This window comes from Clavibacter nebraskensis NCPPB 2581 (assembly GCF_000355695.1).
Classification (GTDB): domain Bacteria; phylum Actinomycetota; class Actinomycetes; order Actinomycetales; family Microbacteriaceae; genus Clavibacter; species Clavibacter nebraskensis.
This window is the reverse complement of sequence record NC_020891.1, coordinates 1,606,042-1,627,381: the sequence shown is the minus strand read 5'-3', so window position 1 is coordinate 1,627,381 and position 21,340 is coordinate 1,606,042. Positions and strand designations below refer to the sequence as shown.

Annotated in this window: 19 protein-coding genes and 1 pseudogene; 2 read left to right on the top strand and 18 right to left on the bottom strand. The window is 73.3% G+C overall.

Features of this window, described 5'->3' with window-relative positions; translation table 11 throughout:
* Positions 1-11: 11 nt before the first annotated feature.
* Together CMN_RS07680 and CMN_RS07675 are read right to left on the bottom strand one after the other, a co-directional pair.
* Entirely contained in the window at positions 12-218 is a 207-nt protein-coding gene (locus tag CMN_RS07680) for a hypothetical protein (protein WP_015490263.1), read from the bottom strand.
* Positions 215-940 carry a DsbA family oxidoreductase gene (locus tag CMN_RS07675; RefSeq protein WP_015490262.1) on the bottom strand — a complete coding sequence of 242 codons (726 nt, stop codon included), beginning with the start codon at positions 938-940 and terminating at the stop codon, positions 215-217. Before CMN_RS07675 ends, CMN_RS07680 begins: the two co-directional genes overlap by 4 nt.
* A 51-nt stretch (positions 941-991) precedes the next feature.
* On the opposite strand from CMN_RS07675, the gene CMN_RS07670 reads away from it, so the two are divergent.
* Positions 992-1,525: an aminoacyl-tRNA deacylase gene (locus CMN_RS07670; RefSeq protein WP_015490261.1), complete on the top strand. Its 534-nt coding sequence runs from the start codon at positions 992-994 to the stop codon at positions 1,523-1,525.
* 50 nt (positions 1,526-1,575) lie between these two features.
* Here the strand turns inward: CMN_RS07670 and CMN_RS07665 are convergent, their stop codons facing one another.
* The 4 genes and pseudogenes from CMN_RS07665 to recO all read right to left on the bottom strand — a co-directional run.
* The gene (locus CMN_RS07665; RefSeq protein WP_015490260.1) at positions 1,576-2,961 is read right to left on the bottom strand and encodes a glycine--tRNA ligase; all 1,386 of its coding nucleotides are present in this window, start codon (positions 2,959-2,961) and stop codon (positions 1,576-1,578) included.
* A 111-nt stretch (positions 2,962-3,072) separates the two neighbouring features.
* On the bottom strand, positions 3,073-4,182 hold the full coding sequence (locus tag CMN_RS07660) for a Gfo/Idh/MocA family protein (protein ID WP_015490259.1): 1,110 nt from the start codon (positions 4,180-4,182) through the stop codon (positions 3,073-3,075).
* A gap of 10 nt (positions 4,183-4,192) precedes the next feature.
* On the bottom strand, positions 4,193-5,059 hold the full coding sequence (locus tag CMN_RS07655) for an isoprenyl transferase (protein WP_015490258.1): 867 nt from the start codon (positions 5,057-5,059) through the stop codon (positions 4,193-4,195).
* A 193-nt stretch (positions 5,060-5,252) separates the two neighbouring features.
* Positions 5,253-5,966, bottom strand: a pseudogene (gene recO, locus CMN_RS14795) (DNA repair protein RecO); the annotation flags it as partial.
* Positions 5,967-6,075: 109 nt separating this feature from the next.
* Between recO and CMN_RS07640 the strand changes: the two are divergent.
* Positions 6,076-6,753 carry a trimeric intracellular cation channel family protein gene (locus CMN_RS07640; protein WP_015490256.1) on the top strand — a complete coding sequence of 226 codons (678 nt, stop codon included), beginning with the start codon at positions 6,076-6,078 and terminating at the stop codon, positions 6,751-6,753.
* Positions 6,754-6,813: 60 nt separating this feature from the next.
* Here CMN_RS07640 and leuA read toward each other — a convergent pair whose 3' ends face one another.
* From leuA to dnaJ, 12 genes are all read right to left on the bottom strand, one after another.
* Positions 6,814-8,580, bottom strand: a complete 1,767-nt coding sequence (leuA, locus tag CMN_RS07635; protein WP_015490255.1) for a 2-isopropylmalate synthase — start codon at positions 8,578-8,580, stop codon at positions 6,814-6,816.
* Between the two features lie 165 nt (positions 8,581-8,745).
* On the bottom strand, positions 8,746-11,310 hold the full coding sequence (locus tag CMN_RS07630) for a bifunctional lysylphosphatidylglycerol flippase/synthetase MprF (RefSeq protein ID WP_015490254.1): 2,565 nt from the start codon (positions 11,308-11,310) through the stop codon (positions 8,746-8,748).
* On the bottom strand, positions 11,307-12,710 hold the full coding sequence (locus CMN_RS07625) for an alpha/beta hydrolase (RefSeq protein WP_015490253.1): 1,404 nt from the start codon (positions 12,708-12,710) through the stop codon (positions 11,307-11,309). The genes CMN_RS07630 and CMN_RS07625 overlap by 4 nt, the downstream gene beginning before the upstream one ends.
* Before the next feature lie 84 nt (positions 12,711-12,794).
* Positions 12,795-13,481: a response regulator gene (locus CMN_RS07620; RefSeq protein WP_015490252.1), complete on the bottom strand. Its 687-nt coding sequence runs from the start codon at positions 13,479-13,481 to the stop codon at positions 12,795-12,797.
* A gap of 53 nt (positions 13,482-13,534) precedes the next feature.
* The gene (locus CMN_RS07615) at positions 13,535-15,040 is read right to left on the bottom strand and encodes a sensor histidine kinase (protein ID WP_015490251.1); all 1,506 of its coding nucleotides are present in this window, start codon (positions 15,038-15,040) and stop codon (positions 13,535-13,537) included.
* A gap of 108 nt (positions 15,041-15,148) precedes the next feature.
* Positions 15,149-16,225 (bottom strand): GTPase Era, encoded by a 1,077-nt coding sequence (era, locus tag CMN_RS07610; RefSeq protein WP_015490250.1) that lies wholly within the window; start codon positions 16,223-16,225, stop codon positions 15,149-15,151.
* Positions 16,218-17,543 (bottom strand): hemolysin family protein, encoded by a 1,326-nt coding sequence (locus CMN_RS07605; protein WP_015490249.1) that lies wholly within the window; start codon positions 17,541-17,543, stop codon positions 16,218-16,220. The genes era and CMN_RS07605 overlap by 8 nt, the downstream gene beginning before the upstream one ends.
* An 8-nt stretch (positions 17,544-17,551) precedes the next feature.
* Positions 17,552-18,013 carry an rRNA maturation RNase YbeY gene (gene ybeY, locus CMN_RS07600; RefSeq protein ID WP_015490248.1) on the bottom strand — a complete coding sequence of 154 codons (462 nt, stop codon included), beginning with the start codon at positions 18,011-18,013 and terminating at the stop codon, positions 17,552-17,554.
* Positions 18,010-19,059 carry a PhoH family protein gene (locus CMN_RS07595; RefSeq protein WP_015490247.1) on the bottom strand — a complete coding sequence of 350 codons (1,050 nt, stop codon included), beginning with the start codon at positions 19,057-19,059 and terminating at the stop codon, positions 18,010-18,012. Before CMN_RS07595 ends, ybeY begins: the two co-directional genes overlap by 4 nt.
* Positions 19,046-19,402 (bottom strand): histidine triad nucleotide-binding protein, encoded by a 357-nt coding sequence (locus tag CMN_RS07590; RefSeq protein ID WP_015490246.1) that lies wholly within the window; start codon positions 19,400-19,402, stop codon positions 19,046-19,048. Before CMN_RS07590 ends, CMN_RS07595 begins: the two co-directional genes overlap by 14 nt.
* A gap of 28 nt (positions 19,403-19,430) precedes the next feature.
* Complete coding sequence (locus CMN_RS07585; RefSeq protein WP_015490245.1) at positions 19,431-20,183, bottom strand: 16S rRNA (uracil(1498)-N(3))-methyltransferase; 753 nt, start codon at positions 20,181-20,183, stop codon at positions 19,431-19,433.
* Between the two features lie 2 nt (positions 20,184-20,185).
* Positions 20,186-21,301, bottom strand: a complete 1,116-nt coding sequence (dnaJ, locus tag CMN_RS07580; RefSeq protein WP_015490244.1) for a molecular chaperone DnaJ — start codon at positions 21,299-21,301, stop codon at positions 20,186-20,188.
* Between the last annotated feature and the right edge of the window lie 39 nt (positions 21,302-21,340).

Here is a 21,340-nt window from a genome sequence, read left to right as displayed (position 1 = left end):
GGGAGGGACGGTCAGATGGCCCGACCGGCGTCGATCGCGTCGCGGACGCGCGCGAGGTCGGCGGCCGCGGACGCGTCGTCCGCGGCGGCGGTGTCTCCTGCGGAGGCGCCGGGCACGAGGCACGCGTCGCCCTCGCAGGCGGCGGCGTCGGACGCGCCGAGCATCGTGAACGGGCTCGCGGCGACGGGTAGCGCGCCGGTGGCGGGCGCGGCGTTCATCGGGCCGCCTCCTCGCCGGCGACGACGCGGACGGTGTCGCCGTCGCGCGCGGCCAGCGCCTCGCCGAGCGCGGAGGCGAACACCTGCGGGTCCTGCGCGCCGGAGATGCCGAAGCGCGCGTCGATCACGAAGAAGGGCACGCCCTGGATCCCGTACGCCATCGCCTGCGCCTGGTCGGCGCGCACGTCGTCGAGGTGCCGGTGCGACTCCAGGGCCTCGCGCGCCTCGTCGGCGTCGAGGCCGACCTCGACCGCGAGCTCGACGAGGTCGGGCACGCGGCCCACGTGACGCCCCTCGGTGAAGTACGCCTTCAGCAGCCGCTCCACCATCTCGAGCTGCACGCCGCGCACGCGCGCCAGGTGCAGCAGCTCGTGCGCCAGCACCGTGTTGGTGTGCTGCAGCGCGCCGTAGTCGTAGGCGAGGCCCTCGGCGGCGGCGAGCCGGGTCATGTCGTCGAGCATCGTCGCGACGCGGTCGGCGGGGATGCCCTTGTGGCCCCCGAGGAAGTCGACCTCGGTGCCCTGGAAGTCGACCGGGGTGTCGGGCGCGAGCTCGAAGGAGCGGTAGGTGATCTCGATCTCCGGCGCGCCCGGCGTCCGCTCGGTGAAGGCGCGCGCGCCCGCCTCGAAGCGGCGCTTGCCGACGTAGCACCACGGGCACGCGATGTCCGACCAGACGTCGACGCGGATGGCGGGCAGGGCGGGGGCGGAGGAGTCGGTCACGGGTGGGCAACCGGTCGGGAAGGCGGGGCATTCCCGCGGTGTTGCCCGAGCATGGCCGACAGCTCCCCCTCCCCCGTCCCCTCCGACTCCGACGACGCCGCTCCCCGCGGCCGCGCCCGCGTGCTCGCGCACGCCGCCCGCCTCGGGATCGCCGTCGAGGTCGTCGACCGCCCGGACGCCGGATCCCTCGAGGAGGCGGCAGCGAGCCTCGGCATCGCGCCGTCCCACCTGGTGAAGTCGCTCGTGGTGAAGCGCCACGACGGCGCCCTCCTCATCGCGCTCGTGCCGGGCGACCGGCAGATCAGCTGGGCGAAGCTCCGCGCGCTCGTGGGCGTGAACAAGCTGTCGATGCCCTCGCCCGAGGTCGCGCTCCAGGCGACGGGGTACGAGCGCGGCACGATCACGCCGCTCGGCGCCCGCGGCGACCTGCCCGTCTACGCGGACGAGCGGATCGCGGGCCGGCGGATCGGCATGGGCGGCGGCGAGCACGGCGTCTCGGCCCTCGTGGACGCGGACGCGCTCGTGGCCGCGCTCGGCGCGATCGTCGGCGACATCACGGACGAACTGACGATCCGCCGCCAATGACCCGCGCGCGGCGGGTGGGGACGGCGGATCGGCCGTGCGGGATCGGCGGGTCAGGCGCCGATGAGCTGCCCGGCGAGGTACGACATCAGGTCGTCGAGCGGGATGCGCTCCTGCGCCATGGTGTCGCGCTCGCGCACCGTGACGGCCCGGTCGTCGAGCGTGTCGAAGTCGATCGTCACGCAGAACGGCGTGCCGATCTCGTCCTGGCGGCGGTAGCGGCGGCCGATGGCGCCCGCGTCGTCGAACTCGATGTTCCACACCTTGCGCAGCTCCGCGGCGAGCTCGCGCGCCACCGGCGACAGCCTCTCGTTGCGCGACAGCGGCAGCACGGCGACCTTGACGGGCGCGAGACGGCGGTCGAGGCGGAGGACCGTGCGCTTGTCGACGCCGCCCTTCGCGTTCGGCGCCTCGTCCTCGTGGTAAGCGTCGACGAGGAACGCCATCATCGAGCGGGTGAGGCCGGCCGCGGGCTCGATGACGTACGGGATCCACCGCTCGTTCTTCGTCTGGTCGAAGTACGAGAGGTCCTGGCCGGACGCCTCGGAGTGCGTGCGCAGGTCGTAGTCGGTGCGGTTCGCGATGCCCTCCAGCTCGCCCCACGCGCCGCCCGCGAAGCCGAAGCGGTACTCGATGTCGACCGTGCGGGTCGAGTAGTGCGAGAGCTTCTCGGCGGGGTGCTCGAAGAGGCGGAGGTTCTCGGGATCGATGCCGAGGTCGGTGTACCAGGCGTAGCGCGCGTCGATCCAGTACTGGTGCCATTCGGCGTCGGTGCCGGGCTCGACGAAGAACTCCATCTCCATCTGCTCGAACTCGCGCGTGCGGAAGATCCAGTTCTGCGGCGTGATCTCGTTGCGGAAGCTCTTGCCGATCTGGCCGATGCCGAACGGGGGCTTCTGGCGCGCGGCGCTCAGGACGTTGGCGAAGTTGACGAAGATGCCCTGCGCGGTCTCGGGGCGGAGGTAGTGCAGGCCCTCCTGGTTGTCGACGGGGCCGAGGAAGGTCTTGAGGAGGCCGGAGAAGTTCTGCGGCTCGGTCCAGGATCCCGGCTGGCCGGTGTCCGGGTCGTTCACGTCGGCGAGGCCGTTGACCGGCGGGTGGCCGTGCTTGGCCTCGTACGCCTCGAGGAGGTGGTCGGCGCGGTAGCGCTTGTGGGTGTGCAGCGACTCGACGAGCGGGTCGCTGAAGACCTCGACGTGGCCGGACGCCTCCCACACGCGGCGGGGCAGGATCACCGAGGAGTCGAGGCCCACGACGTCGTCGCGGCCGTTGACCATGGTCTGCCACCACTGGCGCTTGATGTTCTCCTTGAGCGCCACGCCGAGGGGCCCGTAGTCCCACGCGGAGCGCGAGCCGCCGTAGATCTCACCCGCCTGGAAGACGAACCCGCGCCGCTTGGCGAGGTTGATGACCGGGTCGAGACGCGAGGGGGTTGCCACGTTTGCTCCTAGGTGGGGCCGGACTGGGTGCCCGGACGGCGGACGGCGGACGGGCCGGCGGGATGCCGGCGTCGCCGGGAAAGGCGGCCCCCAGTCTACGGGCGGGCCCGGTCAGTCCTCGTCGCCCGCGGTGCGCCGGTGCGCGAGCTCGACGATGCGGACGGTCTCGAGGGAGTCGCGGGGCTCGACCGGCACGGGTCCGCGTCCGCGGACGGCGTCGGCCATCGCGGCGTAGAAGTCCGCGTAGCGGCCGCGCTCGGTGGGGACGCGCTTCCCCGCCGGGTCACCGGCCGCCTCGACGAGCGTGCCCCACTCCGACTCGGGCGCCTCGCCGAAGCCGGGGTCGGTCGGCGACGCGCCGTCCTTCAGCAGCGGCTCCTGCGGGTCGAGCCCGTGGACGGCGTACGCCCCCGCGGTGCCGAGCACGCGGAAGCGCGGACCCGCCAGCGCCGCCACGCGGCTGACGGTGATGTGCGACTGCACGCCCGACTCGTGCAGCAGCGAGTAGAAGGCGTCGTCGTCGCTCGCGGATCCGTCGCGCACGGTGGCGAGCTCGGCCGCGAAGTCGGCCACGGGCCCGAAGAGCTGGAGCGCCTGGTCGATGAGGTGGCTGCCGAGGTCGTAGGAGATGCCCGCGGCGTCGGCCGGCGTCTCGCGGTCCTGCCAGCGGTCGCGCACGGGTCCGCCCCAGCGCTCGAAGGTCGACTCGAAGCGGTGCACCGCGCCCAGGCGGCCCGACGCGATGAGCGCGCGGACGGTGAGGAAGTCGCCGTCGAGGCGCCGGTTCTGGAAGACGGAGAACGGGATCCCGAGGGCCTCGGCGCGCTCGATGAGCATGAGCGCCTCGTCCACGGTCGCGACGAACGGCTTGTCCATCACGACGGCGAGGTGCGCGTCGAGCGCCTGCAGCCCCTGGCGGAGGTGCGCGGAGGCGGGCGACGCGATCACGACCATGTCGAGCTCGGCGGAGCGCGCGAACAGCTCGTCGGCGGACGCCACGACGTCGGCGCCGGGGTGGCGCTCGCGCACCAAGGCGGCGCGGTCCGGGTCGGAGGTGGCGACGAGGGCGATCCGGTACTCGGGGCTCGCCTGGAGGAACGGCGCGTGGAAGACGCGGCCGGCGAGGCCGTAGCCGACGATGCCGACGCGGATGGGCGCGTCGCCGCCCGCGGAGGAGGAGGCGGAGGCGGACGGACGGGGCGCGGTGTCGGGTGCGGTCACGCTCCCGATGCTACTGAGCGGTCGGGGCGCCGTCGGCGTCGGCGTCGGCGTCGGGATCCTCGGCCGACCCTTCGTCGGCGTCAGCGGCGTGCGCGTCGACCGCGCCGCCGAACCGCCGGTCGCGGTGCACGTAGCTCTCGACCGCGTCCCAGAGGTCCTTGCGGCGGAAGTCGGGCCACAGCCGGTCGAGGAACACCATCTCCGCGTACGCCGACTGCCAGAGCAGGAAGTTGCTCGTGCGCTGCTCGCCGGAGCTGCGGATGAAGAGGTCGACGTCCGGCACGTCGGGCAGGTACAGGTAGCGCTGGATGGTGCGCTCGTCGACGCGCGACGCCGTGAGCCGCCCGGCGTCCACGTCCTCGGCGATGCGGCGCACGGCGTCGCCGATCTCGGTGCGCCCCCCGTAGTTGATGCACATCGTGAGCGTCATCCCGGTGTTGTCCTTCGTCATCTCCTCGGCGACCCGCAGGTCGTCGATGACGCTGCGCCACAGGCGCGGGCGGCGGCCGGCCCAGCGGATCCGGACGTTCCAGGCGTTCAGCTGGTCGCGGCGGCGGTGGATCACGTCCCGGTTGAAGCCCATGAGGAAGCGGACCTCGGCGGGCGAGCGCTTCCAGTTCTCCGTGGAGAACGCGTAGACCGACAGGTGCGTCGCGCCCAGCTGCACGGCGCCCGCGACGGTGTCGAACCACGCCTCCTCCCCCGCCTGGTGCCCGGCCGTGCGCGGGAGGCCGCGCTGGTTGGCCCAGCGGCCGTTGCCGTCCATCACGACCGCGATGTGCTTCGGCACGAGGTCGGCGGGGATCGCCGGCGGCTGCTCGCCGGTCCAGTCGAGCGGGAGGTCGGTGCGGCCGGGGATCTCGGGGCGTCGGCTCATGGGGTCGTCTCCTGTGCTCGGGGGCGGTCGGCGGGAGGGGCGGGCGCGGCGGCGGCCGGCGTGGACCGCACCGCGGACGCGGTCGCGGCGGCGAGGGCGCGGCGGGATCCGCATCGGCGGTGTCGAGGTCGGGCGCGTCGAGCGGCACGGGCTGCTCGGTGGGCGGCAGGAGCTGGCGCGCGTCGCTGCGGTCGACGAGGCCGAGCGAGCGGATCCCCCGGTCGAGGTGCCACTGCGCGTACGCCGCCACGACGCCGCTCGCGCGCGCCTGCGACCGGAGCGTCGCGGCCTCGGCGTGCGGCCAGTCGCCCGTGAGGAGCGCGGAGAGGAGCGCGAGGGTGTCGGGGTCGAGCCGCGGGGATCCGGGCGGGGCGGCCGCGTCCGCGACCACGCCGCCGAGCTGCACGACGAACGCGGAGTGCGGGCCGGGCGCGCCCGTGACCGCGCAGTCCTGGAAGCTCGGCGCCCAGCCGGCCATCGACAGGCTCCGCAGCAGGTAGGAGTCGAGCGTGAGGCTGGCCCCGTGCTCGCGACGGCTGAGCGACCGGAGCGCGCCGACGAGGAGGAGGTACTGCTGGAGCGACCCCTCGTCCTCGGTGACGCGGTCGGCCGTCTCGACCATGGCGCTGGCGGCCGTGTAGCTGCCGTAGTCGGTCGCGATGAGGGCGCCGTAGGACGCGATCGACTCGGCCTGCGTGATGATGTCGAGCGTCCGGCCCTCGAAGAACTGGGCGTCGGCGACCATGAACGGCTCGAGCCGGGCGCCGAACTTCGACTGCGTGCGGCGGACGCCCTTGGCCACCGCGCGGATCTTGCCGTGCTGCCGGGAGAGCATCGTGACGATCCGGTCCGCCTCGCCCAGCTTGTGGGTGCGCAGGACGACGATCTCGTCACGGTAGAGGGGCACCCCTCGATTATCCGCCCCGCGCCCGCGCTCCCCCGCCGCCGCGCGGGCCGGGCCGCCCGGCGTCACGCGACCGTGCACCGTGCTCGCCCTGTGCTATCAAGGGGAGGCCATGGATCGCGTCCCCCTCACCATCCCGCTCTGGGCGGACCTCCTGGCGGTCAGCATCGGCAGCCTCCAGGGCGCCATGTTCGCGGCGGGCTTCCGCGACCGCAAGCTCGACCTGCTCGGCATCGCCATCATCGGCACGGCAACGGGTCTGGGTGGCGGCCTCCTCCGCGACGTGTTCCTCGACGTCACGCCCGCGGCGCTCTCCAGCAACTGGCTCATGCTCGTCGCGGTCGCGGCGGCCCTCGGCGGCATGCTCCTCGAGCGGATCTTCACGCGCCTCGACGCCGTCATCACCGCCCTCGACGCGCTCACCATCGGCCTGTTCTGCGCCATCGGCACGTCCAAGGCGCTGGCGGCCGGGGTCCCGGAGGTGCCGGCCGTCTTCATCGGCGTCGTGTCGGCCGTCGGCGGCTCGTTCGTCCGCGACCTCCTGCTCAACCTGCCCATCGCGATGATGCACGTGGGCTCGCTCTACGCGGTCGCCGCGGGCGTGGGCGCGGTGATCGTCGTCCTGCTCGCGACGTTCGGCGTGCCCATGTGGATCGCGGCCATCGTCTGCGTCGCCGTCACGGCCACCACGCGGCTGCTCGCGGTGCGCTTCGGCTGGAGCCTGCCGGAGCAGCGCGCGCTCAGCCGACTGCGGTTCACGGCGCTGCGCCGGCCGCGTCCGCGGCGCTGACGCACGACGGCCGGGCGTCGCCGCCCGGCCGTCGTGCGCGCGCGCGCCGCGCGGAGCGGATCAGACCGCGGCCAGCTCCGGCTCGCGCACGGTGCGGCGGATGGCCCGGTTGACCCCGGAGACGATCGCCTCGAGCGACGCGGTCGAGCTGTCCCCGTCGATGCCGACGCCCCAGAGGCGCACGCCCTCGACCTCCAGCTCCACGTAGGAGGCGGCCAGCGCGTCGCCGCTCGCACTGAGCGCGTGCTCCACGTAGTCGAGGAGGCGCACGTCGACGCCGCGGCCGGCGAGCACCTTGAGGAACGCGGCGATCGGCCCGTTGCCGGACGCGGAGGACTCGCGCACCGCGTCACCGTCACGGAGCTCGACCTCGAGCGACACGGATCCGCCCATGTCGCTCGACGTCCGCGTGGACGTGAGCTCGAAGCGGCCCCACTTCTCCTCGACGCGGTCGAGCGGCGCGGGCAGGTACTCGTCCTGGAAGATCGACCAGATCTGCGCGCTCGTGACCTCGCCGCCCTCGGCGTCGGTCTTGGCCTGCACGACGCCCGAGAACTCGATCTGGAGGCGGCGCGGCAGGTCGAGCGAGTGGTCGGCCTTCAGCAGGTAGGCGACGCCGCCCTTGCCCGACTGCGAGTTGACGCGGATCACGGCCTCGTAGGAGCGGCCGAGGTCCTGCGGGTCCACCGGCAGGTACGGCACGGCCCACGGGATCTCGTCCACGGTGACGCCCTGCGCGGCCGCGTCGACCGCCATGGCCTCGAAGCCCTTCTTGATGGCGTCCTGGTGGGATCCGCTGAACGCCGTGTAGACGAGGTCGCCCGCCCACGGGCTCCGCTCGGGCACGGCCAGCTGGTTGCAGTGCTCGGCCGTGCGCTTGATCCCGTCGAGGTCGCTGAAGTCGATCTGCGGGTCGATGCCCTGCGTGAACAGGTTGATGCCGAGCGCGACGAGGTCGACGTTGCCGGTGCGCTCCCCGTTGCCGAAGAGGCAGCCCTCGATGCGGTCGGCGCCGGCCAGGTACCCGAGCTCAGCGGCGGCCACGGCCGTGCCGCGGTCGTTATGCGGGTGCAGCGAGACGAGGACCTCGTCGCGGCGGTCGAGGTGGCGGCACATCCACTCGATGGAGTCGGCGTACACGTTCGGGGTCGCCATCTCGACGGTCGCGGGCAGGTTGAGGATCACCTTGCGCTCGGGGGTCGGGTCGAACACCTCGACGACGCGGTTGCAGATCTCCGCCGCGAACTCGAGCTCGGTGCCCGTGTAGCTCTCGGGCGAGTACTCGTAGTAGACGTCCGTCTCGGGGATCGTCTCCTCGTACCGCTTGCAGAGGCGCGCGCCCTCGAGCGCGATGTCGATGATGCCCTGCTTGTCGGTGCGGAACACGACCTCGCGCTGCAGCACGCTGGTGGAGTTGTAGAGGTGCACGATGGCCTGCTTCGCGCCGCGCAGCGACTCGTAGGTGCGGGCGATGAGGTGCTCCCGCGCCTGCGTGAGGACCTGGATCGTGACGTCGTCCGGGATCGCGTCCTCCTCTATGAGGCTGCGCACGAAGTCGAAGTCGGTCTGGCTGGCCGACGGGAAGCCGACCTCGATCTCCTTGTAGCCCATGCGCACGAGCAGGTCGAACATGATCCGCTTGCGCTCAGGGCTCATCGGGTCGATGAGCGCCTGGTTGCCGTCGCGGAGGTCCACCGCGCACCAGCGCGGCGCCTCGGTGATCCGGCGCGCGGGCCACGTGCGGTCGGGCAGGTCGACGGCGATCTGCTCGTGGAACGGGCGGTACTTGTGGATGGGCATCCCGCTGGGGGTCTGCGTGCTCTTCATGGTCGTCTCCGAGTCGGTGTCGGGTCAGCCGTGACGGGACTCCGCGACGAGGAGGGCCGGATCAGGCCTCGCCGCGGCGACTAAGGAGGAGGCGACCGGACTGCATCCCACCAGGGTACACCGGCGCCGCGGGCGTCCGCACCCGGCGCGGTGCCCGACCGGCGCTCACCGGGCGGAGCGGAGCACGCGCGTGAGGTCGCGCACGGACGTCGACGGCAGGTAGGCGCGCGTGAGCGCGAGGCCCACGGTCGGCAGGGCGGTCGCGTCCGGGTAGGCCATGATCAGCGGCACGAGCTCCGGCTGGAACTTCCGCTTGAACTCGAGCAGCGAGCGGAAGCCGTAGACCGGCTCCAGCGAGTCGGCGAGGAACTCGAGGATCCGCTCGACCGCGCTCTCCTGCCGCTCCTGGCCCGCGCCGGCGTCCTCGTGCTCGCCCTTCGGGGAGGCCGCGCGGGTCTGCGCGAGCGGCGCGGCGGACAGGCTCATGAACTCGATGCCGTCCTCCTTCATGCGCATGGCGGAGCGGGCGATGAGGAACTCCATCACGCCGTTGATGCCATCCGGGCGGCGGCGCATGAAGTCGAGCGTCCAGCCGACGACCTCGCCGTCCTGCCACGTGGGCAGCCAGCTCGTGGCGGCCTGCACGCGGTCGTCGGCGTCGATGGCGAGCATGAGCCGCACGGCGGGATCGCGGAGCTCCTCCACGCCCCCGAGCGTGAAGCCCATCTCGGGCAGCTCCTTCTCGGCGACCCACTCCTCGGACATCTGCTCGATCTGGCTGGCCCACGCCAGGGGCAGCTCGGACCAGGTGGTCCACTCCGCGCGGATCCCGGCGCGGTCCGCCCGGTTGATGGAGGTGCGCACGTCCTGCCACTTCTTGCCCGTGGTCTGCCAGGTGCCCGGCCGCACGACGGTCTCCTCGGCGACGACGAGCGTCTCCCAGCCCATGTCGCGGAACAACGGGGTCATCGACGCGGGGACGCTGTAGAAGACGGGGGTCCACCCGTTGTCGTCGGCGAAGCGCGCGAACTGGCCGAGGACGTCGCGGAGCGCCCCGTCGTCGTCGGGCGGGCCGAGCGGCGCCGCCGTCGTGATGGCGACGCTGCCCACCACGCGGTACGCGACGACCGTCCGTCCGTCGGCGGCGATCCAGTACGAGTTGCCCGCCCACGTCGCCATGTGCGACAGCGAGCCGATCGCGCCGCGGCGGAGGGCCGGCGCGACGCGCGCCTGCGCCCGGGGCACGGCGGCGATGCGGACGTCGGCGATGGCGCGCAGGCTCGCGATCACCAGGATGATCCAGAACACCGGCCCCACCCCGCGGTACACGACGTCGGTGATCGGGTCGGTCGGCAGGAAGTCGAGCGACTCGCCGCGCAGGAACGACGCCGGGATGAAGCGGTCGGGCGCCTCGGCCAGCAGGTCGTTGAGGTCCACCGGCCGGGTGAAGGCGTCGGAGAGCGCGAGCCCCGTGGCCACGAAGAGCGCCATGAGCCCGGCCAGGGCGACGCCCGTCGTCACCAGGAAGCGCCGGATCGCCGGGGCCGTCGACAGGATGGTGAAGTGCCGGCGCAGGAGCACGAGGACGATCGCGCTGCCGAGCGGCAGCGCCACCGACGCGATGAGCGCGGCCACCGCCTCCGGGTGCGCGGACGGCGAGGCGGACAGGCGCGGCGAGACCATGTCGCGGTGCACGAGCATGCCGAACGCGTAGGCGGACAGCACGGCGAGGAGCAGGTTGACGCTCACGGCGAGCCAGACGGCGAAGCGCCGCCCGCGCGCGAGGCCGTACGCGGCGACCAGCAGCGCCAGCAGCGGCGCCACGGAGAGCAGGATCGGACCGGCCCCGCCGCCGATCCGCGCCAGCATGATCTCCTGCAGGCAGTCGTGCGTGAAGTCGCTCGACAGGCAGCGGGTGGAGATCGCGTCGCCCGGCACCCGGTCGTCGACGAACAGCAGCGCGATGGGCGCGAGCGGGCCGTAGCGGCTCCGGGACAGCAGGGCGATGACGGGGCCCGTGCCGAGGATCGCGACGACCGCGGCGAGCATCACGCGCACCTCGTGGTGGGAGCTGCGCTGCCAGAGCGCTCCCCCCGCCGGCCGGTGCAGCAGGGCGCCGACGACGCCCCCGACGAGGATCGCGAGGAGCCGGTAGAGGTCGCTCGGCTGGCCCGAGTACAGGAGGAACACGAGCACCACGACGCCGAGCACCACGCGGATGCGCCGCCGCCACAGGACGCCGGCCCACGCGCTCGAGAGCGCGAGCACGCCCGCCACCGCGGTGAGCGGATCCGCCGTCGCGATGCCCCGCACGCCGTGCGACCAGAGCTCGCCGTCGACCAGCCCCTGGGCCTGGACCGCGATGCCGAGGAGCGAGCCGACGGTGCCGGTGAGCACGAAGCCGAGGAGCGTGCGCCACCAGCCCATGAGGTGCTCCGCGACGCCGACGAGCACCAGCACCGCCAGGAGCGAGACGACGAGCTCCACGGGCCCGTCGGTCAGGAAGGCGGCGGTGGCGGTGGTCCACCAGTGGCCGCGCTCGACGACCGCCTCGTAGCCCGTCGCCAGCTCGTGGTGCACGACGCGGCGCCAGGTGGCGGAGACGGCGGGCAGGACGGCGAGGAGCAGGATCACCGCGGCGATCCCCAGCGTCACCGGCTGCGCGACGAGGCGCGTGAGGAGCGCCCGCGCGGCGCCCTGGAGCGTGAGGAAGCGGGGACGCGCCGTCATCGGGTGAGCCCCAGACGCTGACCGAGGGTGGGGAGGGCGTCGGCCGTGCACCACTTCACCGTCCCCCAGTCGTGCGAGCTGCCGGGCGCGATGCTCAGCCGCGCGTCGATCCCGGCGGCGACGGCGGCCGCCTCCACCTGCTCCACACCGGGACGGTACCCGGAGTCCTCCTCGCCCACGCAGAACACGGCCTGGGTGTCGGCGTAGGGGGCCCGGCTGGCCATGACGGCCGACGGGATCGATGCCGCGTACCTGTCTTGCGACCCGCCGAAGGCGACGTCGATGGTCTTCGGGCCCGCCCACGGGCCGATCTCGCCGGAGATGTCCACGAAGGAGCCGAACAGATCGGGATGCGCGGCCCCGAGCTGCACGGCGCACGTGCCGCCCTGCGAGAAGCCGAGCAGCGCCCACGACGTGCGATCGTCCAGCACGCGCAGGTTCGCGCGGATCCAGGCGGGCACGTCGACCGTGAGGTAGGTCTCCGAGTTGCCGAGGGGCGAGTCGATGCACATGGGGTTCGCGTCCGACGCGCCCAGCTGGTCGGGCATGACCACGATGGGTGCGAGGCCGTGGTGGCCCGCGGCGTAGGCGTCGAGGAACGAGTCGAAGCGGCCGGACGCGAGCAGGTCGAGTGGCTTGCCCGGCTGCCCCGACATGGCGATGAGCACGGGGAGCTGAGGGGCGTCCGGCACGAGCGCCGCGGGCGGGAGGTAGACGATGGCGTGGCGCGCCGTGAAGCCCGACTGCGTGCCCGGGATGGCGACGGATCCGACGCGGCCGTGGGCGGGGAGCTCTTCGCCCGGAGTCCACGACTCCTCGATCGGCACCGTGGAGTCCGGGGCCGGCTCTCCGTCCGCGGGCTGGGCCGACGGGAGGTCGGTCGTGTCGAGCGGACCGACGCGGGTGAGGCCGAAGGCCGCCGCCACGTTCGGGTACTCCTGCAGGTCCGAGTTGATGCCGATGGCGGAGGTGAGCACGACCATCGGCACCACGAGCACGGCGAGCACGCGGTGCAGGACGCGGAGACGGCGCGTCGGCCGCCCGGTGCCGCCCACCCCGGTGACGCTGCGGCCGCTGCGCGCGAAGGCGACGACGAGGATGCCGAGCCCCATGCCGCCGATCGCCGTCCAGCCGCGCGTCGGCAGGGACAGGACCACCCCGAACAGGTCCATCACGTCGCCGAGGACGAAGGCGAGGGCCAGGCCGCCCAGCGCGCCGATGAGGGCGCCCAGGGCGAGCTCGCCGGCCGTGCGCCGGGGATCCGCGGCGCGCGCGCCCGTCGTCTGGCGCGCACGACGGGCCACGACGGCGAGGAGGACGATGCCGAACACGGGCGCGAGCGTGGTGGCCGTGATCGTCGACGGGCTCAGCAGCGACAGGTCTTCGAGATCGTAAAGCACGGTGGTCCTCTTGCGACGGGAGCGGGCAGGCGACAGGAATCTAGCCGACGGGGATGCGAGCGGCCCCCCGCCGATCGGGAGCGGCTAGCCCTGGGTCGGGGATCCGTTCAACCGGTGCTCGAAGGCGAAGACCACGAGCTGCACGCGGTCGCGGAGGCTGAGCTTCGCGAGGATGCGGCTCACGTGCGTCTTCACCGTCGCCTCGCTGAGGAACTCCGCTTGCGCGATCTCCGCGTTGCTGAGCCCGCGCGCCGCGAGGACGAAGATCTCCCGCTCGCGCGAGGTGAGCGACGCGAACGCGGGCGGGGCGACCCGGGGCCGGGATCCCGGGTCGAAGTGCTCGAGCAGCTGGCGGGTGGCGGACGCCGCGATGACGGAGTTGCCCGCGTGGACGGTGCGGATCGCGGCGAGGAGGAACTCGGGGTCGGCGTCCTTCAGCACGAAGCCGCTCGCCCCCGCCCGGATCGCGCGCGCGGCGCTCTCGTCGAGGTCGAAGGTCGTCAGCACGAGGACGCGCGGCGTGCGGTCCCCCCGCGCGTCCGCCGCGCGCAGGACCTCGGCCGTGGCCTGGATCCCGTCCATGACGGGCATGCGGATGTCCATGAGGATCACGTCGGGGTGCTCGGTGCGCGCGAGCTCGACGGCCTCCTGGCCGTTGGCGGCCTCGCCCGCGAACTCCAGGTCGGGCTGCGAGGAGATGAGCATGCGGACGCCCGTGCGGAACAGGGCCTGGTCGTCGACCAGGGCGACGCGGATGGGTGGGGTGGGCACGGGGGTCCTTCGATCGGGGTCGGCGTGGGGAGGATATCGCGGGTCGCGGCGGGTCAGGATCCGCCGGGCCGGTCGTCGCGCGCGCGTCGCGCCGCGGAGGCGGCCGCCCCGCGGGCGGCGGCGGTGCGGTGCGGGCTGACGTGCGCGGCGGGCCTGCCGGGCGTCGTGGTGCCCGCGGCCGCGGGTGGGAACAGCTCGTCGATGGTGAGGGGGCGGCTCGGCGCGTCCGCGCCCGTGCCGACGGACGCGCCGGCGACGGGCACGCGGGGCACGGGGCGCGTGGCGGGAGCGAACGGGATCCACGCGGACACGGTCCACACGCCCTCGCGCACGCCCGCCGAGAACCGGCCGCCGGACAGCGTGGCGCGCTCGCGCATGCCGGCGAGGCCGTGGCCGACCGGCTGCGCCGGGGTCGCGGGGGCGGGCGGCAGCACGGGGAGGGCGATGATGCCCGTCGTCGTGCGCGCCGGGCGCACCGGATCCGGGAGCGTCCGGCTGCGCACCGACACCGAGACGCCGTCCGGCTCCCAGGCGAGCTCCACCTCGACGGGGTGCGCGACGTCGCCGTGCCGCAGCACGTTGGTCAGCGCCTCCTGCACGATCCGGTACACCGCGAGCTGCTGCCCGGTGCCGAACTCGCCCGGCTGGCCCGTCTCGACGAACCCGATGACGAGGCCGGTGGAGCGCATCTGGTCGATGAGGTCGCTCAGCTCCTTGAGCTCGGGCTGGGGGGCGTCGTCCTCGCTGTGCCGGAGCTGCGCCAGGAGGATCCGCACGTCGCCGAGCGCCTGCCGGGCGGTGGTGGAGATGGTGCGCAGCGCGTCGTCCGCGGCCTCGGGATCCACCAGCCGGGCGTAGCGCGCCCCGTCGGCCTGCGCGATCACGACGGCGAGCGAGTGGGCGACGACGTCGTGCATGTCCCGGGCGATGCGGTTGCGCTCCTGCTCGACGACGACGTCCTGCAGCGCGCGGGCCTGGTCGCGCTCGGCGGCCTCCTGCGCGTCGCGGCTCGCGTGCGACGCGCGGGACGCGACCACGAGGCGGCCGGCCGTCCACGACGCCAGCAGCACGCTCCACGCGCACAGCAGCAGGAACAGGAACAGGGTCGCGAACGCGGTCCACTCCCCCGAGCTGAACGCCGCGCTGCCGATGGGGACGCGGCCTGAGGCGTAGGAGAGGTAGGAGGCGGCGACCACGCCGCCGACGATGGCGGAGGCGAGGCCCAGCCACCGGACGATCCGCCCGCCGTAGGCCGCGGTGCAGTAGACGACGCCCGCGATGGCGATGTCGCCGGGCTCGACCGCGGCTCCCGCGCCCATCTGGACGATCGCACCCGCCCAGGCGACGGCGAGCGAGAGCCCTGGCGCGAGCCGACGGACGGCGAGGGCCGCTCCCATGAGGACCACGAGGACCAGCGAGACCTCGGAGGTCGCGAACGAGGAGACCCCGAACGCGCTGGCAGCCGCGACGCCGATCGAGCCGGGAGCGATGACGGCGACGAACGCCGCCGCGAGGACGACGTCGAGGACGAGCTGGTACCTCGGGATCCGTCGGAGCATGCGACCACCGTACGTGCCGCGCCCGGCCGGGGCGCCGTCCGCGGCCGACGATCCCCGCTGAGGCGCCCCGATCTCATCCGCGGGATGTACGCGGGCGCCGCCCGCGGGTCAGAAGCCCAGGCGGCCGAGCAGCTTCGGGTCGCGCTGCCAGTCCTTGGCGATCTTCACGCGCAGCGACAGGAACACGCGCGTGCCGACGAGCGGCTCGATCTGCGCGCGCGCCACCTGGCCCACGTGCTTGAGCCGCGAGCCCTGCGCGCCGATGACGATGCCCTTCTGGCTGTCGCGCTCGACGAAGAGGTTCGCGTAGATCTCGAGGAGCTCCTTGTCCTCGCGCTGGATCATGTCGTCGATCGTGACGGCGAGCGAGTGCGGCAGCTCGTCCTGCACGCCCTCGAGAGCGGCCTCGCGGATGAGCTCCGAGATGCGCGCCTCGAGCCCCTCCTCGGTGACGGCGTCCGACGGGTAGAGCTGCTCCGACACGGGCAGCGCCTTCAGCAGCTCGCCCACGAGCGCGTCGAGCTGGATCGCCTCCACGGCGGAGACGGGCACGATCGCGTCCCAGTCGCGCAGCTCCTGCACGGCGAGCAGCTGCTCGGCGACCGAGTGCCGCGAGGCGGAGTCGGTCTTCGTGACGATCGCGATCTTGCGGGCCCGCGGGTACTCGTCGAGCTGCTCGTTAATGAAGCGGTCGCCCGGGCCGATCCGCTCGTCCGCGGGGATGCACAGCCCGATGACGTCCACGTCGCCGAGCGTGGTCTGCACGAGCGCGTTCAGCCGCTCGCCGAGGAGCGTCCGCGGGCGGTGGATCCCGGGGGTGTCGACGAGGATGAGCTGCCCGTCCGGCCGGTGCACGATGCCGCGGATGGCCTTGCGCGTCGTCTGCGGCTTGGAGCTGGTGATGGCGACCTTCTCCCCCACCAGGGCGTTCGTGAGCGTGGACTTGCCCACGTTCGGGCGGCCGACGAACGAGACGAAGCCGGCGCGGTAGGCGGGCGCCCCGCCGCGCGGCTTGCGCTTCGCGCGCGACGGCTCGGCGGCGCGGTCGATGCCCCAGGCCTCGTCGGACAGCGGGGCCGGCGCGGCCCTCGCGTCGGCTGGCTCCTCATCGGCGGTCGCCGCGGCGGGCGGCGCGGCGGGCGGCGCGGCCTCGGCGGGCGTCTCGTCGTCCCGGGGATCAGTCATGGTCGTGTCCTCTGCTGGCGGCGGCGCCCGCGGGGGCCGCCTCGTGGTCGTCGTCGGCGTCGTCGTCCGCGCGGTCGCGCTCGACGAGGATCGTGCTGATGCGCGTGCGGCGCCCCTCGACCCGGTCGGCCGTGAGGACCAGCCCGCCGACGCGCACCACGGACCCGCGCTCGGGCAGGCGCCCCAGGGTCTTGGCGAGGAGGCCGCCGGCGCTGTCCACGTCGTCGTCGTCGAGCTCGAGCCCGAACAGGTCGCCCAGCTCGTCGATCGGGAGGCGGGCGCTCACACGGTACACGCCGTCCCCGAGGTCCTCGAACTCGGGCACGTCGCGGTCGTACTCGTCGCTGATGTCGCCCACGAGCTCCTCGATGAGGTCCTCGAGCGTGACGAGACCCGCGATGCCGCCGTACTCGTCCACCACCATGGCGAGGTGGTTCGACTCGAGCTGCATCTGCCGCAGCAACGCGTCGGCCTTCTGCGACTCGGGGACGAAGACGGCGGGGCGCGCGAGCTGGTCGACGGTCGTCCGCTCCGCCTCCTCGGGCCGCTCGTGGACCATGCGCGCGAGGTCGCGGAGGTACAGCACGCCCTCGATCTCGTCGGAATCGCGACCCGTGACGGGCGCGCGCGAGATGCCGCGGGAGAGGAAGAGGCCGAGCGCGGATCCCACGTGCACGGTCTGCTCGACCACCACCATGTCCGTGCGCGGGATCATCACCTCGCGCACGACGGTGTCGTTGAACTCGAAGATCGAGTGGATGAGCTCCCGGTCGTCCTCCTCGAGCACCTCGAGCTCCGTGGCCTCGTCGACCATGCTGAGCAGCTGCTCCTCGCTCGTGAACGTCGCGACGGTCTTGGGGCGACCGGGCGTGACGCGGTTGCCGAGCGCGACGAGGGCGTCGGCGACCGGGCCGATGGCGACGCGGATCACCCGCACCATGAGCGCCGTCCAGGCGAGCAGCGGGCGCGCGTGCACCCGGCCCACCGAGCGCGGGCTGGCGCCCACCAGCACGAAGGACACGGCCGTCATGATCGCGGCGGCCACGAGCATCGTGATCCACCACTCGTCGATCGTGTACGCGAGCGCCAGCGTCACGAGCACGGCGGCGCTCGTCTCCGCGATGATGCGCACGAAGCTCAGCGAGTTGACGTACGCGCCCGTGTCGGTGGAGATGGCGAGCATCGACCGGCGGGCGCGCGAGGTGAGGGCGAGCTCCTGGATGTCCGCGCGGGACAGCGACGAGATGGCGGACTCGGCGGCCGCGAACAGGCCGCCGAGGACGACCAGGAGGAACGCGGGGAGGAGGAGGGTGAGCATCGGGGCGGTCAGCGCCCGCGCTCGCTCATGGCGAACCCGATCAGGATGTCGCGCTGGAGGCCGAACATCTCGCGCTCCTCGTCGGGCTCGGCGTGGTCGAAGCCGAGCAGGTGCAGGATGCCGTGCGCCGTGAGCAGCAGGATCTCCTCCATCGTGGAGTGCCCCGCCGTCACCGCCTGCTCGGCCGCGACCTGCGGGCACACGACGATGTCGCCGAGGAGGCCGGCGGGCGTCGGCCGGTCCTCGGTGCCGGGGCGGAGCTCGTCCATCGGGAAGCTGAGGACGTCGGTGGGGCCCGGCTCGTCCATCCACTGCACGTGCAGCTGCTCCATCGCGCCCTCGTCCACCATCACGATGGCGAGCTCGGCGTCCGGGTGCACGTGCAGGCTGTCGAGCGCGTAGGTGGCGAGGCGCTGGATGAGCGGCTCGTCGACCTCCACGGCCGATTCGTTGTTGATCTCGATGCTCATCGGGTGCTCCCAGGGGCGGTGCGGCGCTCGGCGCGGAGGTGGTCGGCGGCCTGGCGCTCCGCGTCGTAGCGCGTGTACGCGTCCACGATCCGGCCGACCAGGGTGTGCCGCACGACGTCGTCGCTCGTGAGGCCGGAGAAGTGGATGTCGTCCATACCGTCGAGCACGCGCGTGACGAGCTGGAGGCCGCTGGACCCGGTGGGCAGGTCGACCTGGGTGATGTCGCCCGTGACCACCATCTTCGAGCCGAAGCCGAGGCGCGTGAGGAACATCTTCATCTGCTCGGGCGTGGTGTTCTGCGCCTCGTCGAGCACGACGAACGCGTTGTTCAGCGTGCGGCCGCGCATGTAGGCGAGCGGCGCGACCTCGATGGTGTTCGAGGCCATGAGCTTCGGGACGAGCTCCGGATCCATCATCTCGTTGAGCGCGTCGAACAGCGGGCGCAGGTACGGGTCGATCTTGTCGGTGAGCGAGCCCGGCAGGTAGCCGAGCCGCTCCCCCGCCTCCACGGCCGGGCGCGTGAGGATGATGCGCTCGACCTCCTTGCGCTGCAGCGCCTGGACGGCCTTCGCCATCGCGAGGTAGGTCTTGCCTGTGCCTGCGGGGCCGATGCCGAACACGATGGTGTTCTCGTCGATCGCCTGCACGTACTGCTTCTGGCCCTGCGTCTTGGGGCGCACGACGCGGCCGCGCGACTGCACGATGGCCTCGCTCAGGACGTCGGACAGGGTCCGCCCGTCGTCCTCGCCGAGCCGGCGTGCGCTCGTCTCGATCTCCTGGGGTTCCACGTGCTGTCCGTCCTCCACCATCGCCACGACCTCGTCGATGAGCCGGCGGGCCGCGGCCACGTCCGCCCGGGTGCCGACGAGCGTGATCTCGTTGCCGCGGACCCGGACGTCGACGTCCGGGTGCTCGCGCTCGATCTGCCGGAGCAGCCGGTCCTGCGGCCCCAGGAGGCGCACCATGAGCACGCCGTCCATCGTCGCCGTCTGCTCGACGCGGTCGTCCCCCGTCGATGCGCCGCCGCGCGGGTCAGAGCCCGACATGGTCCCCCTGGTCGAAGCCGGCGAGCACGTGCGCGTGCACGTGGAACACGGTCTGGCCGGCGTCGGCCCCCGTGTTGAAGAGGAGGCGGAACTGCCCGCCCGCGCGATCGGCGGCGATGCGCGACGCGAGCTCGACGACCTCCGCGAGGAGCGCCGGATCGCCGGCGGCGAGCTCGACGACGTCGCGGTAGGCGGCCGTCTTCGGCACGACGAGCACGTGCACGGGCGCCTTCGGCGCGATGTCCTCGAAGGCGATGACACGGTCGGTCTCCGCGACGATCTCGGCCGGGATCTCGCGCGCGACGATGCGCTCGAAGACGGTGGGCTCTGCGGTGCTGGTCATGCGCCCAGCCTACGCGGGACCCGCGACGTCACCAGCGCCCGAGCGCGGCGTTGACGAGCGCCAGCGCGGCCGGTCCGGCGGTGGACGTGCGGAGGATGCCCGGGCCGAGCGCCACCGGGATCGCGCCCGCCGCCCGGAGCGCCTCGACCTCGGCCGGGCTGATGCCGCCCTCGGGTCCGACCACGAGCAGCACGTCGCTCGCGGCGTCGCCGTCGGCCGTGGCCAGGTCGAGCCGCGACAGCCGCGCCTCGGCCGTCGGGTCGAGCACGAGCACGCGTGCGGTCGCCGCCATGCGCACGAGGTCCTTCGTCGTCGCGAGCGTCTCCACCTCGGGCAGGCGGGGCCGGATGGACTGCTTCACGGCCTCGCGGACGATCGCGCGCCAGCGCTCCCGGCCCTTGGCGACCTTGGCGCCCTCCCAGCGGGAGACCGAGCGCTGCGCCTGCCACGGGATCACCGCGTCGACGCCCAGCTCGGTCGCGGCCTGCACGGCGAGCTCGTCGCGGTCGCCCTTCGCCAGCGCCTGCACGAGCACGACGGGCGGCGAGGGATCGGGGTGCGCCTCGACGGACTCCACGCGGAGCTCGAGCCGCTGCGGATCCGCCGTCGTGACGACGCAGGACGCGATGGTGCCCCGCCCGTCGCCGACGAGCAGGCCCTCCCCCGCGCGCACCCGGCTCACCGTCACGGCGTGCCGCGACTCCTGCGGCCCGAGCGCGACGACGCGGCCGACGGCGAGGTCGGCCGCGTCGAGGTCGTCCGCGAGGTGGAAGTGCGCCACGGTCAGACGTTGAGGAAGCGGTCGCGGAGCTTCTGGAACAGACCCTGCTGGAAGTGCGCGAGGTGCGGCGCGGGCGCCTTGTTGCGGCGCGCGAACTGCTGGATGAGGTCGCGCTCCTTGTGGTCGAGCTTCTGCGGCGTGACCACCTGGATGCCGATCTTGAGGTCGCCGCGCCCGGAGCCGCGGAGCTTCGTGACGCCTCGGCCGCGCACCGTGATGATCTCGGCGCTCTGGATCCCGGGGCGCAGCTCCAGGTCGACGTCGCCGTCGAGCGCCTCGATGTGCGCGTCGCTGCCGAGGATGGCGTCGACCATGCTCACCTCGACGGTCGCGAGGAGGTCGTCACCGTTGCGGCTGAACACCTCGTGGTGCTTGACCTTGATCTCGAGGTAGAGGTCGCCGTTGGGGCCGCCAGCGAGTCCGACCTCGCCGGAGCCCGGCATCTGCAGGCGGAGGCCCGTGTCGACTCCGGCCGGGATGTCGACCGGCACGGTGCGGCGCGCGCGGACGCGGCCCTGGCCCTGGCAGGTGGGGCACGGGTGCGGGATGACGGTGCCGTAGCCGCGGCAGGTGCCGCACGGGCTCGAGGTCATGACGTTGCCGAGGAGCGAGCGCACCTGGCGCTGGATGCTGCCGGAGCCGCGGCAGATGTCGCACGTGACGGCGCTCGTTCCGGGCTGCGCGCAGGATCCGTGGCACGTGTCGCACACGACCGCGGTGTCGACCTCGAGGTCGCGGTGCACGCCGAAGATGACCTCCTCGAGCTCGACCTCGACGCGCAGCAGCGCGTCCTGGCCGCGCTCCTGGCGGGACCGCGGGCCGCGTCCGCCGCCGCCCTGCTGGCCGCCGAAGAACGTCTCGAAGATGTCGCCGAACCCGCCGAAGCCCTGGCCGCCCTGGCCGCCGAACCCGGCCTGCGGGCCCAGGTCGTACTGCTGGCGCTGCTGCGGATCCGACAGCACGTCGTACGCGTGCGTGACGAGCTTGAACCGCTCGGCGGCGTCGGGGGCGTCGTTGACGTCCGGGTGGAGCTGGCGCGCCTGCTTGCGGTACGCCTTCTTGATCTCCTCGGGCGTCGCCTCGCGGCTCACGCCGAGTACTTCGTAGTGGTCAGCCACGTCGGGCCCTTCGGTGGTGATGGTCGTGGGAACAGGGGG